The sequence below is a fragment of the Bradyrhizobium sp. Cp5.3 genome, assembly GCF_000426265.1.
GTDB lineage: Bacteria > Pseudomonadota > Alphaproteobacteria > Rhizobiales > Xanthobacteraceae > Bradyrhizobium > Bradyrhizobium neotropicale.
In genome coordinates, this window is the sequence record NZ_AUFA01000071.1 from 1 (window position 1) to 14,821 (window position 14,821).

General features: G+C 56.9%; 10 protein-coding genes and 3 pseudogenes. 8 read left to right on the plus strand and 5 right to left on the minus strand.

Annotation, left to right across the window (positions count from 1 at the left end; all coding sequences use genetic code 11):
* Positions 1 to 88: 88 nt before the first annotated feature.
* Both K289_RS0138560 and lhgO read right to left on the minus strand, forming a co-directional pair.
* Positions 89 to 1,402, minus strand: a complete 1,314-nt coding sequence (locus tag K289_RS0138560) for an MFS transporter (protein ID WP_027556245.1) — start codon at positions 1,400 to 1,402, stop codon at positions 89 to 91.
* A 30-nt stretch (positions 1,403 to 1,432) separates the two neighbouring features.
* Complete coding sequence (gene lhgO / locus K289_RS0138565; RefSeq protein WP_245284125.1) at positions 1,433 to 2,575, minus strand: L-2-hydroxyglutarate oxidase; 1,143 nt, start codon at positions 2,573 to 2,575, stop codon at positions 1,433 to 1,435.
* On the opposite strand from lhgO, the gene K289_RS0138570 reads away from it, so the two are divergent.
* On the plus strand, positions 2,513 to 3,667 hold the full coding sequence (locus tag K289_RS0138570) for a LysR family transcriptional regulator (RefSeq protein WP_245284126.1): 1,155 nt from the start codon (positions 2,513 to 2,515) through the stop codon (positions 3,665 to 3,667). The genes lhgO and K289_RS0138570 overlap by 63 nt on opposite strands.
* Positions 3,668 to 4,009: 342 nt before the next feature.
* On the opposite strand, the pseudogene K289_RS52665 reads toward K289_RS0138570, so the two are convergent.
* Positions 4,010 to 5,056: pseudogene (locus K289_RS52665) on the minus strand (TAXI family TRAP transporter solute-binding subunit).
* Positions 5,057 to 5,085: 29 nt separating this feature from the next.
* Positions 5,086 to 6,333: a hypothetical protein gene (locus K289_RS0138585; protein ID WP_027556250.1), complete on the minus strand. Its 1,248-nt coding sequence runs from the start codon at positions 6,331 to 6,333 to the stop codon at positions 5,086 to 5,088.
* A gap of 181 nt (positions 6,334 to 6,514) precedes the next feature.
* On the opposite strand from K289_RS0138585, the gene K289_RS46860 reads away from it, so the two are divergent.
* From K289_RS46860 to K289_RS0138625, 7 genes and pseudogenes are all read left to right on the plus strand, one after another.
* Positions 6,515 to 7,843 carry an amidohydrolase gene (locus K289_RS46860; RefSeq protein WP_245284127.1) on the plus strand — a complete coding sequence of 443 codons (1,329 nt, stop codon included), beginning with the start codon at positions 6,515 to 6,517 and terminating at the stop codon, positions 7,841 to 7,843.
* The gene (locus tag K289_RS46865) at positions 7,821 to 9,341 is read left to right on the plus strand and encodes an MFS transporter (RefSeq protein ID WP_198024871.1); all 1,521 of its coding nucleotides are present in this window, start codon (positions 7,821 to 7,823) and stop codon (positions 9,339 to 9,341) included. The genes K289_RS46860 and K289_RS46865 overlap by 23 nt, the downstream gene beginning before the upstream one ends.
* Complete coding sequence (locus K289_RS0138600) at positions 9,338 to 10,114, plus strand: ABC transporter substrate-binding protein (RefSeq protein ID WP_084788917.1); 777 nt, start codon at positions 9,338 to 9,340, stop codon at positions 10,112 to 10,114. Before K289_RS46865 ends, K289_RS0138600 begins: the two co-directional genes overlap by 4 nt.
* A gap of 46 nt (positions 10,115 to 10,160) precedes the next feature.
* The gene (locus K289_RS0138605) at positions 10,161 to 11,756 is read left to right on the plus strand and encodes a methyl-accepting chemotaxis protein (RefSeq protein WP_063614281.1); all 1,596 of its coding nucleotides are present in this window, start codon (positions 10,161 to 10,163) and stop codon (positions 11,754 to 11,756) included.
* Positions 11,757 to 11,845: 89 nt separating this feature from the next.
* Positions 11,846 to 13,012 (plus strand): annotated as a pseudogene (locus tag K289_RS46870) (aspartate ammonia-lyase); the annotation flags it as partial.
* A gap of 740 nt (positions 13,013 to 13,752) precedes the next feature.
* Positions 13,753 to 14,115: a DUF6864 domain-containing function gene (locus K289_RS0138620; RefSeq protein ID WP_027556254.1), complete on the plus strand. Its 363-nt coding sequence runs from the start codon at positions 13,753 to 13,755 to the stop codon at positions 14,113 to 14,115.
* 1 nt (position 14,116) lies between these two features.
* Entirely contained in the window at positions 14,117 to 14,383 is a 267-nt protein-coding gene (locus K289_RS0138625) for a hypothetical protein (protein WP_027556255.1), read from the plus strand.
* Positions 14,384 to 14,415: 32 nt separating this feature from the next.
* On the opposite strand, the pseudogene K289_RS0138630 reads toward K289_RS0138625, so the two are convergent.
* A pseudogene (locus K289_RS0138630) lies at positions 14,416 to 14,724 on the minus strand (transposase); the annotation flags it as partial.
* Positions 14,725 to 14,821 lie beyond the last annotated feature (97 nt).

The following is a 14,821-nucleotide window of genomic DNA, read 5'->3' on the forward strand; positions in this document are numbered from 1 at the left end:
TATCTTCAACCGACGCACCACCAATCATCATATCCCGAATCATGGTCACCCATGGATTCAGAACTCATCACAAATAGCAACTGTAATGCTAGTTCTGTTTTGTGCTAAATCGGTAGCCTTGGTCGCAGATCGCGGCAAACGCTACGATCAGACCGGAGCCCACAAGAATCCAAACGACTCCGTCCGTGGCATGATTCGGCGATTGCGCGACCATCGTAAGCGCCCAGAGCGGAGCGAGACCGCCGGCAATCGCCGTGCCTATTTCACGCCCGGCGCCGACCCCCGTCGAGCGGTTCTGGACAGGGAATTGGCGGCTCAGGAAGGATCCCTGCGGTGCAAACATCATCGGGGCGATCAGTCCGGTGCCAACAATGATCGCGATGTAGACCATGGATTTGTCCGCCGTACCCAGCAGCGCCATGAAGGGATAGGCAAACAGTGCCGCGAAAATACCGCCGATCGCGAGGACAACCTTGCTGCTGAAGCGGTCGCATAGCCAGCCAAAGACCGGCACCGCAAAGATGGCCAGAAGGCTGGCCAGCGTTACCGAAAATGACGTGATATTCGCCGAGACGCCCTTGAACTGAGTAAGATAGGCCAGCGAAAATGTCTTGAAGATATAGCTTAGTGCATTGTATCCGATGGCGATGAAGAAGACGACGCCAAGCCCTTTGATGTTCGAGCGGAAGAGACCTTTAATCGGCGCCTTCTGTTCATGCATTGACTCCATGGCGTTGTACTCGGGTGTTTCCGGCAAGCTCTTGCGGACCCACAGTCCCATAAGCACAAGCAGGAAGCTCATGATGAACGGGATGCGCCATCCGCCATTGAGAAGAAACTGGTCGCCACCGAGACTGAGCAAGTAAATGGTCAGTGAGGAGAGCAACAGGCCAAGGTTAAGTCCGAGCGCCGGCCAGGCACCCTGACGCCCTTTCTGGTCATCGGATGCATGTTCGTAGGACGTGACAGCGGCGCCTGCGAGTTCTGCCCCAGCACCGAATCCCTGAACAATACGAAAGGCCACCAGCACAATCGGCGCCAAAATACCGATTGTCGCATAGGACGGAATCAAGCCGATCGCCGCGGTGCAGATACCCATGAGGCTGAACGTGTAAACAAGCATCCTCTTGCGACCGAACTTGTCGCCGAAATAGCCAAAAAATATGCCCCCGATGGGGCGGGCGACAAAGCCGATCGCGAAGGTCGCAAAGGCATTCAGAGCAGCGTTCTGGGGATCCTTGGTGTCGAAGAACACCTTGCTAAACACGATCGACGCCATTGTCGCATATAAATAGAAATCATACCACTCGAGCATCGACCCGACGATCGTTGCTGCCGCAACCTTCCTCTTGCGCCGCTTTGCTGCCTCAGGTGTTTCGAGTATCGACACTGGAATGTTCATAGCTTTCCTTCCCTGGATGGTGACCGGTTCTTATTTGATTGCGAGAATTTCTCGCGTGATATACTCAGCAATCGCCATGGAAGACGTTGCGCCGGGCGATGGGGCGTTCCGGATATGGGTTACGCGGCCGCAGCGACGAATGACGAAATCGTCCACGAGGGACCCATTTCCCATCATGGCCTGCGCACGGATTCCGCGAACTGCGGGCGACACGGTAACAGAGGAGAGCGAGGGCACATATTTTGCGGCTTCCCGCAGGAAGGCGGCCTCGCTGATGACCGTCTTGAGCTCACGCAGTGCCATTGGCACGTTCCGAACTGCGAAGCGCCAGAAGCCCGGATAAAGAAGCAAGTCGCCGACATCATTCAAATTGATGGAGCGGCCGGAATAATTCTCGCGCCCAAATGAAATAAATGCGTTTGGGCCGATGGTCATTTCACCGTCGATGCGCTTGGTGAAGTGCACACCGAGGAAGGGGAAGCGCGGATCTGGGACCGGATATATCAAACCCTTTACATGGTCCCGGAAGTCTCGGTCGATGACATAGTATTGGCCGGAGAATGGAACAATCTTGGGATCAGGACGATCTCCGCTGATTTTAGCTAGGCGATCAGACTGAAGGCCGGCGCATGAAATGACGTGGTCGAACGCCGCTTCATGCAAAGGACTACCGTCGCCTTCCAGAAATATGCCGTCATTCGTCTCGGTAATCTTGGTGACGTTCGCGCTAACGCGAATTTCGCCACCTAGGTGTTGGATATCGATCGCAAATTGCTTTGCGATCTGCCCATAGCTGACGATGGCCGTTCTCGGCGAATAGAGCGCTTTGATTCCGATACAGTTTGGCTCGATGTCCCTAATCTCTTCCGCGTCCAACATGCGGATATCGGGAACGCCATTTCCGACCGATTTTCGAAAGATGTTTTCGAGTCGTGGCAGTTCATCTTCGGAAAGCGCTACCACCAGCTTGCCGCATTCATCGTAGGGCAAGGAATGGGTCGCGCAATACGTCTTGATCAGGTCTCTCCCCCGCGCGCAAAGCCGCGCCTTAAGGCTTCCCGGCTCGTAGTACAGGCCGCCGTGGACCACGCCTGAATTGTGGCTCGACTGGTGCAGGGCGACATCGGGCTCCTTCTCGAACACCTCGACCGAAATCCCGGCGTGGTCCAGCATCAACTGTCGAGCGACTGCAAGGCCGTTTATCCCGCCGCCAATAACCGCAACACGCCTGACGCACATCCTGTTTTCCCCGAAAGGCTGCATTTCATGCAGTCATCTTGCTGGTGGCAGGAGGAGCTAAAAACGGTGTTGCATGAAAGCGAATTTTTTCGCATCATGTTGTTCGCCCTTATCGAATATCTTGCGATGACGCTAAAGCAACTGGAAGCCTTCTATTGGGCCGCGACGTGCGCAAACTTTGCGATTGCGGCACAGAGGCTCAACTTGTCGATCTCTTCGCTTTCCAAGCGAATTACCGAGCTGGAAGGCTCTCTCGGAACGACGTTGTTCGACCGTTCGGGCCACAGGGCGAATCTGACGCAGTCGGGACAGGAGTTGCTCGCGCACTCGCTAGATCTCCTTGACCTGGCGGCCGACATCAAAGGATCGATGACCAAGTCCTCTGGGCTGTCCGGCCATTGCATCTTCGGCGCGGGCGAATTGACCGCAATGACGTGGCTTCCCGGACTCGTCGCAAGCATGAGGAGCCGTCACCCGAATTTGCGCATGGAAGCTTATGTGGATGTTGGAGCGACGCTCGAGTATCGCCTTGATCAGGGGGAGCTGGACTTCGCGATCGTTGCAGGCCGCTCGTCACGCCACGGCATCATGTCTCAGCCCATTGTCGAGGCTCAGTTCGTGTGGATGGCAGCGCCGAGCCTCGCTGGTACAAACGGCACATGTGCGGCTTTGCTCGAGAGGGGGACGCCGCTGATTGCACTTCCTCCCTTGGCCGGCACGACGCGCCTCATCGACGATTGGCTTACCGTGAATCGGATCGCTCATGTCGAGCGCATCAACTGCAACAATTGGGGCGCAGTCGTTGGGATGTTGAGCTTGTCGGTCGGCGTTGGGATTGTACCTTTTGGTTGGGCCGAGCGTCTGGCTGATAAGGGCCTTCTACGCCGACTTTCCGACAAACATCCTTTGGCACCGCTCGCCTATTCCTTTCAGTGGCGGCGCGGCGATACACGCCCCCTAATCAAGGAAATGCGCGAACTCGTGCGCGTGGTGGCAGACTTTTCTCGATCTGTGGGCTTTGCCTGATCCGTGTAAGAGCCGCGGCATACTAATAGTAACGATTATGGATATCTGATGAGGCGACGAAGCCCGTCCAATCGAGTGTTCGGCATCGTTGCTTGACATGGGGTGCTTCGTTACGTGGGCGCGATTATCGACGGCCTTGCTATTTAACAGCGCGGTTGCACCGGGAGGAGCGTAAGCATCGCTCTTCGTGCGTCTCCGGACGATACAACACTGTCAGGCTCCCTCAATCGGATTGCCCAAGTTGATCTTCGATATCAGATTTTCTGCAACCCCTATCCAGATTTGGGAGTCAGGGAACCTTCGGTAAGAGCTGATCTGTTTCGCATTGCTCTAGGTAAACCCTCAAGGGGATGCGAGTTTGATGCCGGCCTCGGCATAGAATCGCATCGCGCCTGGATGGAACGGCATAATCCGGTTCACAGCAGCATTGCCGGCGAGCGTGCTGGCGGCTGTCGGATAATTTTCGGATTTCGGATCGACCGCGGACAGGACTGCCTTAGTGATCGCGTAGGCTATATCGATCGGAAAATCTTTGTTGGCAATCACGAAATTCCACTCAGAGACGCTTTTGATCTCGACGGCTTGACCTTTGTAGCTACCGGGCGGAACTGTCGTTGCCGTAAGCTGCGGGAAGGTCTTTAGCATGGCGGCTACTTCGGCATCGGAGAGCCCAAACACGACCACGTCCGCCTTATTGGCGACTTCGCTGAGCAAAGCAATGGGCACCAGTGCGCCTTGCCATAGCGCGTGGATCTCACCGGCGACGACCCTTCCTGCCAGCTCAGCTGGGTCGCCGTTGACAATGATCGGTCTTACTCGCACAGCCACGGCGGCGGCTCAAAAGAATACCTCGGCGGGGCCTTTCGCTGGACCGACGCCGACCTTCTTGCCATCGAGGTCGACGAGGGATCGGATATCGCTTCTGCGCAGCACTGCAACCTGGAACGAGGTCTCGTACATCGGAAATAACGCACGCAGGTTCCCGCGCTTGCGGCCGGCAGCCCAGCCGCTTCCGTTGATGGCGTCGTAAGCAGAGCCCATGAAGGTGGTTCCGATTGTCGACGCGGACGCTTCAATTGCAGACAGGTTGTCGTTCGAACACGCGCTCTTTTTTACCTCGACGTTGATGCCCTTGGACGCAAGAAACGCGGCGACGCCCTGGCCGTATGGCAAACATGCGCTGCCGTTGCCGGCCATCATCAGCGTCACTTGCGCGGCCTTTTGCGCGAAGGCTGGCGTGCCATTGAGAGCGGCCAGGCCCGACAGCACAATGTATCCAATCGTTTTCCATGCCATGGTCACACTCATCTGTTGGGCCTCTTTTTCAGTTGGTCGGCATTTCGTATCCGTCGTCTGAGAACGACGATGTGTGACTGCAACACAGATCATCGCGCCCTGTATTGGGAAGGATCACCGGATCATCGTATCGGAAACAGCATTCGATCCAGAAAAATGCGATAAATGAGTTCTGGGCGACCAGCACGATGGCGCGCGCCCAAACCGCACTCCTCAACGAATCCACGGTCTTTCAAAAGCGTCAGGAGTCGCCGGGCACTCCGCGGTTGGATGCTATAGCTTTTTGCAAGTTCCGCGGAGGTAAAGCCATTTGGATCCAACTCTTGGAAAACGACTCCCAGCCGACGAATGACAGCGGGCGAAACCTGCAAATTTCGTGCGGTTTCCAGATCGCTTTGTCTCTCTTCGCGAGCTTCCTTTGGGTCGACTTTTTCAACAATGAAGGCGGTTTGCTCGATCTGAAAATATCGAGTGGCTGAACTGCTAGTTCGCTGCTGGGCCTGTCTTGCAAAGGCTTCCGCCTGATCGGCATTTGGTCCGATCCCGATACCTAAAATAAAGGCGGGCTCAGGCATGGATACGCTTGACAAGGGGAGCGCATTCAAGTGGCGGTCTATCGCACCTCTTGTCGTTATCCAAAGTGCTTCATTCAAATCGATCTTAACGATGCGGCCGCCAAGCAAGTCCGAACATAACCGGGCCGCCTTCGAAAGCCCCCTAGTCGAGTGCTTCTTACGTGTGTTCGAATCCGAGTGCTGTGACAGAACGCATATCGCAACTTGTGACGCCTCGACGTGAACCAGCTCGTGGCGAAGCTGAGCTCTCAGAAGTGCCTGTCGAACTGAAATGCGGGAGTGATTGATTCGGATGACCGGAAGTCTCGACGCGGAAAGAGTTTCGAAGACGCTCCTAATGCATGTGAAACAGTGCTCAATTTTGCCTTGTTCAAGTAATGACCGATGGGTCGAGATGATGCGGTCAAGGTTGATCTCGCTTGGGTCGCTATCGATCTCGAGTGGAATGACGTGATAATCGTCCGAGAGTCGAAGCTCTTCGTAGGCTTCGCTGACGTCGTGCTCTGTCATGCAATCGAAACTGAACTTGGGAAATTGACCAGTATATCCCTTCCCCAACGCAACAAGCGCGAGCGCACGAAATAGATCTGTCCCTTCGTGCGGAATATAATCGAGATTGTCCGTGGCGAAGCCAACAGAAACGGCGAGTCGATATGGAAGGCGCCCGCTAAAAAGAATGACCGGGCAGACTGGCTGAAGCGCGTGAACAAGCTCCGCGGTCTCGTGCGGCGACTTGTATTTCGCCACTACCAGGATCGAATCCAGCCCGATTTCCTTCGCGACCCGTTCGATCATCGCAACGGTATCGTCTGGTCCAACAACGCCAATCAAAGCAGCTTTCCTTCGCTGACGGGCCCTGAGGAACGGCCACGAATTCCATGTCCGTAATATGACCGTAATTTTTCTTGACTCAAGCGCTTCGAATGACCTTAATATGACCGAAATAGAGCAAGTCAGTTGTTTCGGGGAGATGCCTATGAGATGCGACGTTTCTGAACGAGGGGCGCTTTCCAAGACGCAGCTTGTGGCAGACAGGCGCGAGCTCCATCGTTTAGCGGAACCCGGCTGGTGCGAGGTCTTCACGGCCAGCAAGGTCGTGAAAGTCTTGCAGGAATCGGGATGGCAGGTTCGTTGCGGGGCTGACGTTATTTCGCGGGACGCTCGAATGGGCCTCCCTCCGCAACACACTCTCGATTTTTTTCTTAATCGGGCGCTGGATCATGGGGCGGATCCCGCCACGGCCGAAAAGCTCCGTGACGGATTCACGGGTGTTGTTGGCACTCTAAATGGTCGAGTGGCCGGACCAGTCATCGCGTTCCGGTTCGATCTTGATGCCAACAATGGAGGTGAGGCGACGAGTCGCGATCACCGGCCAGTCCGCGACGGCTTTAGTTCCATCCACGAGGGCTTCCATCACAATTGCGGGCATGATGGTCATACGTCGATGGGCCTTGGTCTTGCGCGCGCCCTTGCCGGCATCCGCCACGAGCTGGCTGGTGAGATACGTTTGATATTTCAACCGGCGGAGGAGGGGTTGAGAGGCGCGAAAGCCATGGTCGCAGCTGGCGTTCTCGACGGCGTAGATTACTTCGTCGGCTGCCATCTCGGCGTACAAGCTCTTAGCGTCGGAGAAGTCATCACCGGCTACAAAGATATTCTTGGCAGTGTCAAATTAGACATCAACTTCACGGGCAAGAGTGCACACGCTGCTATCTCGCCGCACGACGGCCGCAATGCCGTCCTCGCCGCGTGTGTCGCCGCACAGAATTTGATGGCAATTCCTCGCCATGGCGACGGGGACACGCGCGTCAATGTTGGTCGCATATCCGGCGGCGACTCGCGAAACACAGTTCCGAGTTCTGCTGACCTCTCGATAGAACTGCGTGCGGACAATGCTGATACCCTTCAATTCCTGAGAGATACCGCAGCCCGAGTTGTTGCGGGCGCTGCATTGATGCATGAAGTGACGAGCCGCTCCGATCTGGTCGGTGAATCGCGGGCGGCAAGCAGCGACCCGGAGCTGGCGAAAATCGTCCATGAGGCAGCGCGCGAGGTCCCGCGAGTCAAGAAGATTCGGGACGGCGTTGAATTCAGAGGCAGCGACGACGCCGCCGAAATGATGCGAGCTGTTCAAGGCCGTGGTGGGAAGGCCGTTTATTTTGGCATTGGTACAGAACTAAGCGCAATACATCATAACCCCCACTTCGATTTTAACGAGGATGCCCTCCCGATCGGACTCGAAATCCTGGAGCGGGTCGCCTGCTTACTGGGGGCGCATGGCAGTGAAGTACGTCCTCGCAGTTGAACGTGGCGAACGCATCACTTTGAGCGAGTTGATGCGTTTGGATTTGAATTCACGGTTTACTCTTGCAGTCCTGCAAAGTGGACAAAAGCCCGAGAGATATCTGATGTCAGCACAAGTTCAATCATCCGATCGAGGCGCCTTGCCTGTCGCCGCCCTGCGCAATCCTTGGAAAGAAATTTGCGCGGCCAGTATCGGCAATGCGCTCGAATTTTACGATCTGCTGATTTATGGTTATTTCGCCGTGGTGATCGGCAAACTGTTTTTTCCGACGGCGGACGAAACGACGTCTCTGTTGCTCAGCGTTGGCACATTCGGAATTTCCTTCGTGATGCGCCCGCTCGGCGCCATTATCCTGGGCTCGTATACCGATCGGGCAGGGCGCAAGGCGTCGCTGACGATGTCGATTGCGATCATGATGGCGGGCACGGCGATCATTGTTTTCGCGCCGACATATTCCCAGATAGGCATCATATCCCCGCTGATCATCATCGTCGCACGCATGTTGCAGGGCTTTTCGACCGGGGGCGAATTCGGCGCGGCAACGGCCTTTATGGTGGAGCATGCGGATGCCAAGCGGCGCGGCTTCTTCGCCAGCTGGCAATCGTCGACGCAAGGTTTGGCGACCGTGCTTGCGGCCGGCGTCAGCGCACTTATCAGCTACACTCTGACAGAGAGTCAGGTGAACGATTGGGGCTGGCGGGTCGCCTTCGGTGTTGGCCTGCTGGTGGGGCCGGTTGGTCTGTATATTCGCAGCCAGATCGACGAGACGCCAGAATTCACAAAACTCCCGGCCGTCAAACAAGGCAACTCGCCGCTGAGCAGGGTACTGGTACGTGACCGCATGAATCTATTGCTGGGCATAGGCGTCGTCGCGGGAGTGACCGCGTTCAACTACGTTCACAAGGTGTACATGCCGACTTATGCCTTGACGCAATTGCATATTCCGGCGACCTCATCGTTTGTCGGCGCATTGGTGACCGGCGTCGTTCTGATGGTTACGGCGCCGATGTTCGGTACGCTGTCGGATCGCTATGGACGTCTTCGGGTGCTGTCGACTGCGGTGCTGATGGCTTGCCTCACTTCGTATCCGCTCTTTCTGATGCTGACCCTGTGGCCGACGGTGACCACCCTGCTCGCGGTGCAGGCATTGGTCGGTCTGCTAATCGCTGCGTGTCTTGGGCCGATACCTGCAATGCTTTCGGAGATATTCCCGACCAACACCCGCGGCACCGGATTGGCACTGACCTACAACTTCTCAGTCACATTCTTCGGCGGATTTGCGCCTCTGATCGTCACCTGGATGATTGCCGCGACAGCAAACAAGATGGCCCCCAGCTTTTATGTGATTGCGACGTCCATCATCAGCATTACCGCCCTGCTGGCTCTCGGTCGGCGCTTGGGTGCCGTGGACAAATTTTCGCGCAGTGGAACTCCCAGCGCTGACCGGTTGGACAGTGCTGCCCGGTCGGATGGCTCCCACAGCGAGGTGATGTCATGAGAATGCTATCGCGGCGAGGTTTCTGCGGCGGGATCTCGGCGGCCCTTTATTCACTGACGGCAGGTGCCAAGACCGCACGTGCAGATGATTTCAAGGTGACGTTCTACAATACCTTCCCTCCACTGAGCTTCGAGAACGATCGCCGCGAGATCACAGGCATTCTTCCGGACGCGATCGCGGAAATCCTGGGTCGCCGTGTGGGGCTGCCGGTTGTGACGCATGGACTGCCTTGGGCGCGGGCTCAGGCGTTGGTCCAGGACGGCAACGCAGATGCTTTCTTCACCAATCCCACGCCTGCTCGGCTGGAATACGCCATGTTCACGCATCGCGCAGCTATCGAGACAAAGACAGAGCTGTTCTACGCGCTGGACAATCCGCGTCGCGCTGAGATCGAAGCCATTCGAAATGTCGAGCAACTCGCAGGTTTTCGCCAGGGTGACTATGTCGGAAACGGCTTTGCCGAAGTCACGTTCAAAGGCTTGCAGGTCGACGTCACGCCGACGCTCGACAGTGTCTTCCGAAAAATCGCGGCCGGCCGTCTCGATTTCTTTGTCGGCAACGATCTCGTAGCCAAGAGTGTTTTGAAGAAGACTGTCCTCGGCGAGAAAATCAGAAGTTTTCAGGTCGACATCGGGCGGCCGTCGCAATTCCACATCGGGATCAGAAAGACCTTCCCGGATGTTGCCCCGCTGATTGAGAAGGCCGACACCGCCACTGAAGCGGCGCTGGCTGACGGGACGCTGACGCGAATAGTGGCCGCCTACACCGTTTGATTTTCAGCAGCGTGTCCATCGCGATGGGCGAGCGCCAGAGAGAGTTATGAAAGAGCGGGCTCTTTCCCAGGTTTCGGGGTCGATCGTTAGTCGTAGCCTGATGTTGCGTGTTCTTCTGCCGATCGCCGGGCTGCTGTTGGCGATGGTTGCCGGCGCGGTGATCGGGGGCGCCGTCAAGGACGGCGAGTCCGCGCGCGCCGCCTTGAGTGCCAAGACCAAGCTGATCGCCAATATCGCTGGCCGTGGCACGGCCGACGCGATCTGGAACCTAGACAGTCAGTTGGCCAAAGCGTCGCTCGCTGCTCTCGCTGCTGATCCCGACTATATCGGCAGCGAATTGACCGACGATCATGGCGCGACACTCGCGATCGACGGCGCCAAGGAGGCGACCGCGGGCTCGTTGATCGTCGAGAAAGTGCCGGTCACCAGGGTCGTTCAGGGGCAGCAAAAGACCGTCGGTGAGCTCGAGCTGCGCATGTCAACCGCGCGCGCCGATGTCGCTATCGCACGCTCGACACGGGTTCTGGCCCTTGTCGGAGCTGCTGCGCTGATTGTGGTGTGTGGTCTGCTGTTCTGGATCCTCAAAAGTGCGACTCGTCCGATCGTCGCCTTGACCGACGTCATGGCGAGTCTCTCTTCAGGCAGACTCGACGCCGAGATCCCTGCGCTCGACCGAGCTGACGAGGTGGGCCGTATGGCTCATGCGGTTGAGGTGTTCAAGCGCAACGCCATCGAAGTCGAGCGTCTCAACGCCGAGCAGGCCCTTATGAAGGAGCAGTCAGAGCGCGATCGGGTCGCGTTGCTCGATCGCATGGCGGGCCAGTTCGAGGCGATAGTCTCGGCAGTCTTGATCAGCATCACCAAGGCCTGCGCGAAAATGGGCGAGCAGGCCGAGTCGATGGCCGGCAGGATGATTGCAGCGGAGCACAGTGCTCACACCGTCATGCAGGCGACCAACACCACTTCGGAAAATGTACAGACGGTAGCTGTAGCCGCGGAGGAATTATCCGCCTCGATCACCAAGATTGCCAGCCGGGTCAATGACAGTGCCACAATCGCCGGCAACACCTCGGACTCGGCCGAGAAAACGTCGAGCACGATAGCCGAATTGTCGTCCCAAGCGCAGAAGATCGGCAGTATTATCAATCTCATTCACGATATTGCCAGTCAGACCGACCTTCTAGCTCTGAACGCGACGATTGAGGCGGCGCGCGCCGGCGACGCCGGTAAAGGCTTCGCTGTCGTAGCGTCGGAGGTGAAGTCGCTCGCCAGCCAGACTGCACGCGCAACGGATGAGATCTCAATCAATATCCTGGCTATCCAATCTGCCACGGCACGGGCCGTTGACGAGATCCGAGCGATTGCCGAAGTTGCCAATCGTTCGCGCGAGATAGCGGCCGGCATCGCCGCTGCGGTCGGCGACCAGAGTCTCGCCACCCGCGAAATCTCCGCTAGCGTTTCGCGCGCTGCCTCGGGCGCCCAGATCGTGGCCGAGAACATTTCGACCGTCGACGAGAACATCGCCGAGGCGAGCGGCGCTGCGCGCGATCTTCTGTCGGCCAGCCATGAACTCAGCGATGAATTCCAAACGTTGGAAAGCCAAGTGCAGATTTTCGTCGCGACCGTTCGAGGCGAGCGTTAGCGCCGCCCATCGGCGGCAACGGCCCCTGTGGGGTATATCTCTTCGTCATTCCACCAAGACATTCACAAATACTCAATCGAGAGGCCTCAATGAGCAGACGACGTGAGCATGATCTTTTGGGCGAGCGAGACGTTACCGCAGCTGCTTATTACGGCATCCACACCTTGCGTGCGGTGGAGACTTTTCCGATCAGCGGAGCCCCAATCTCGAACTATCCGGACCTAGTTGCGGCGCTGGCTTCCATCAAGTCAGCTGCCGCACGGACCAACCGTCATCTAGGTTTGCTTGATGAGACGCGTGCGGATGCAATCATTGCTGCCGCCGAGGAAATTAGGACGGGCCATCTACATAAGGAATTTGTAGTTGACGTCATCCAAGGCGGGGCAGGCACGTCAACCAACATGAACGCCAACGAAGTTATCGCAAACCGCGCACTGGAACTGCTAGGTCGCGCGAAAGGTGACTATCATTTTCTGCATCCCAACGAACACGTCAACATGAGCCAAAGCACGAACGACGTCTATCCGACGGCGCTCAAGCTTGCGTACTATTCCGGGATTATGCGGCTGGTCGAGGCTATGGCGGCCTTGCGTCAGACTTTCGAGGTAAAGTCCGAGGAATTCAAGGACATCATCAAGATGGGACGCACTCAGTTGCAGGATGCCGTTCCGATGACTCTCGGGCAGGAGTTTTCCGCCTATGCGGTGATGGTGGGAGAGGACGAACAGCGGCTGAAGGAAGCGGTGCTTCTGGTTTGTGAGATCAACATGGGCGCCACCGCGATCGGAACGGGCATAAATGCGCATCCGGACTATGCCCGTCTGGTCTGTCAGCATTTGCGAACGACGACGGGTATTCCGGTCGTGACTGCTTCAAACCTGATCGAGGCGACCCAGGACTGCGGCAGTTTCGTGCAGCTCTCCGGCGTTCTGAAGCGGGTAGCGATCAAGCTGTCGAAAACCTGCAACGATCTGCGCCTGCTGTCTTCGGGTCCTCGCGTGGGACTTGGCGAGATCAATCTGCCGGCGATGCAGGCCGGTTCCAGCATCATGCCGGGCAAGGTCAACCCGGTCATACCGGAGGTCGTCAATCAGATCGCCTTTGAAGTAATAGGAAACGACGTCACTGTGAGTTTTGCGGCTGAGGCCGGTCAATTGCAACTGAACGCCTTCGAGCCGATCATCGCCCACAGCCTGTTCAAGAGCATCACACACCTTCGATCAGGCTGCTTGACGCTGGCTACGAGGTGCGTAAATTGAATCACCGCCAACCGCGAGCATCTGCGCCGAGGGGGATTATATACTTGACGTACCAGATTCCTGCGCGGTATTCGTGGTTTGCGTGACAGGCCGGTGCGTTAGTTTTGTCCCCATTGTTTGAGGACTATGTGTCTTCAAGTGTCTTGTAGGAAGAATCCTACTGTGCGTAGTCTGTACGAGGAATTCGGTAGGGCTACCGGACGCGATTCGGGCCCCGCTGAATGCACAAAGACCGCCCGGGGTGGACCGGACGGCCTTTGCTCCGAACCCCTCGCTTTCGAACGGGAGGGGGAAACTGGGTGGCCCTTATGGAAGGGGCCGGTAGGGTAGACGGCCACCCTTGTGGAAGGGGCGGCCGGGTCCCGCTCCTAGAGCGGGGATCGCCAGTGGTGCGGAGCCGGCTACTTTCTCAGGGCAGACCGGCCCGCCGCCACGATTGCGAATCGGCTAGCCGACTCACGCCTGCATGGTGGTGCCTTGATGTTCCGGAGTCCACGCCGAAGGCGACGATTCCTGTGTCCATCCGGCTTTTCCCCAAGGGGGACCGTAGTTTGACGGATAAGAAGCCTGAAAATCAGGACAACCCGTCCCGGGATGAGGTCTTGAAGCGCATGCTCAAGATGAAGCCGCAGCCGCATGCTCCAAAGTTGTCCCCCGTGAAATCGCGCAAGAAGCCAACGAAGGTCCGACAGAACAAGGATTGAGCTTTCGGTTGTCGCTGATGTAGATATGTCCCGATGGGGCTGGGGCGCGTCAAAGTCGGTGACAGAGAGGTCGTTGGTTCGGGCGCGATAGTCACGCACCCGGGCGATAAGTTCATTGAATTCTCTTATGAGAACCTGAACTATCGAATTGTCTTTGATACCAAGCCGCCTGAGGCCAATAAGGGGCCGTCGATCGATTTCGAGATCGTGGATGATTGGCTCGAAATCCGCCTTACCAATTTCGACAATTCTCTAGGGTCCTCTTGGTCGGGAGAGGTTGGCAATATCGGTCCCGACCAGAAACTAGATCTATCGTTCTCTCTGCATACAATTGGGTACGGCGATAATCTAAGTCGGACCGTCAGTTTCACCTTCACTTTGAAGGGGGACGACTGACGTGGCCAACCAAGTCACAAAGCCAACAAATGCTCAGGTTCAGCACGCAACCAAGAAGTTGGAGATCGGCTGGATGGGTTTTATTTTCGGCGATGCAACGGAGAAGCCAGGTAACATTGCTGGCATGGCGATGCTGCTTGGGTTTGCCGGGATAATCGCTGTAGCTATATGGATGCCAGAAGGCACCAGTAAGGCGAGCCTCTTAAGCTTGTTTGGAAGCATCATTACCGGCGCTGTTGGTTTTGTATTTGGGAGAACTACTTCTTAGCGCGCCAGCGAAGGAACTTCCGCGCCATCTGCTTAATTGACGTAGGCTTGGTCAGGTCTGCGGTACATCAACCGCTTGCCACGGATGCCCTGCATCGCCTTCTCGGCGCGCATGGCATCGTTCCAGCCAAGCGAAATGCGAGTGTTGTAGCGGAAGTCGAATTCCGCGAGATAGCGGTGCAAGTGCTTCTCAGCGCAGTGCTGATAGACGCCCTTCATGCCGCGCTTGAAGATTGAGTAATAGCCCTCGACCGTGTTGGTGCTGATCTCGCCGCGAGCGTATTCCTTGGCGCCATGGTTGACGGCGTCGTGGCTGAGATATTCGCGGCCAAGGCCCTGATAGTGGGTACGCATACGACGAAGACCGCCTGTTTGACGCATGCGCGCGGGCACCGCGAGCTCTATGATGGCGTTGCGTGAAGGTCAGGCAGCCTGCTGA

What these genes read in the sequence shown, in the direction of transcription:
- K289_RS0138600 (WP_084788917.1), top strand. Translation starts at nt 9,338, where the DNA reads ATGAGAATGCTATCGCGGCGAGGTTTCTGCGGCGGGATCTCGGCGGCC.
- K289_RS0138560 (WP_027556245.1), bottom strand. Translation starts at nt 1,402, where the DNA reads ATGAACATTCCAGTGTCGATACTCGAAACACCTGAGGCAGCAAAGCGG.
- K289_RS0138605 (WP_063614281.1), top strand. Translation starts at nt 10,161, where the DNA reads ATGAAAGAGCGGGCTCTTTCCCAGGTTTCGGGGTCGATCGTTAGTCGT.
- K289_RS0138585 (WP_027556250.1), bottom strand. Translation starts at nt 6,333, where the DNA reads ATGATCGAACGGGTCGCGAAGGAAATCGGGCTGGATTCGATCCTGGTA.
- K289_RS0138620 (WP_027556254.1), top strand. Translation starts at nt 13,753, where the DNA reads ATGGGGCTGGGGCGCGTCAAAGTCGGTGACAGAGAGGTCGTTGGTTCG.
- lhgO (WP_245284125.1), bottom strand. Translation starts at nt 2,575, where the DNA reads ATGCTGGACCACGCCGGGATTTCGGTCGAGGTGTTCGAGAAGGAGCCC.
- K289_RS46860 (WP_245284127.1), top strand. Translation starts at nt 6,515, where the DNA reads ATGAGATGCGACGTTTCTGAACGAGGGGCGCTTTCCAAGACGCAGCTT.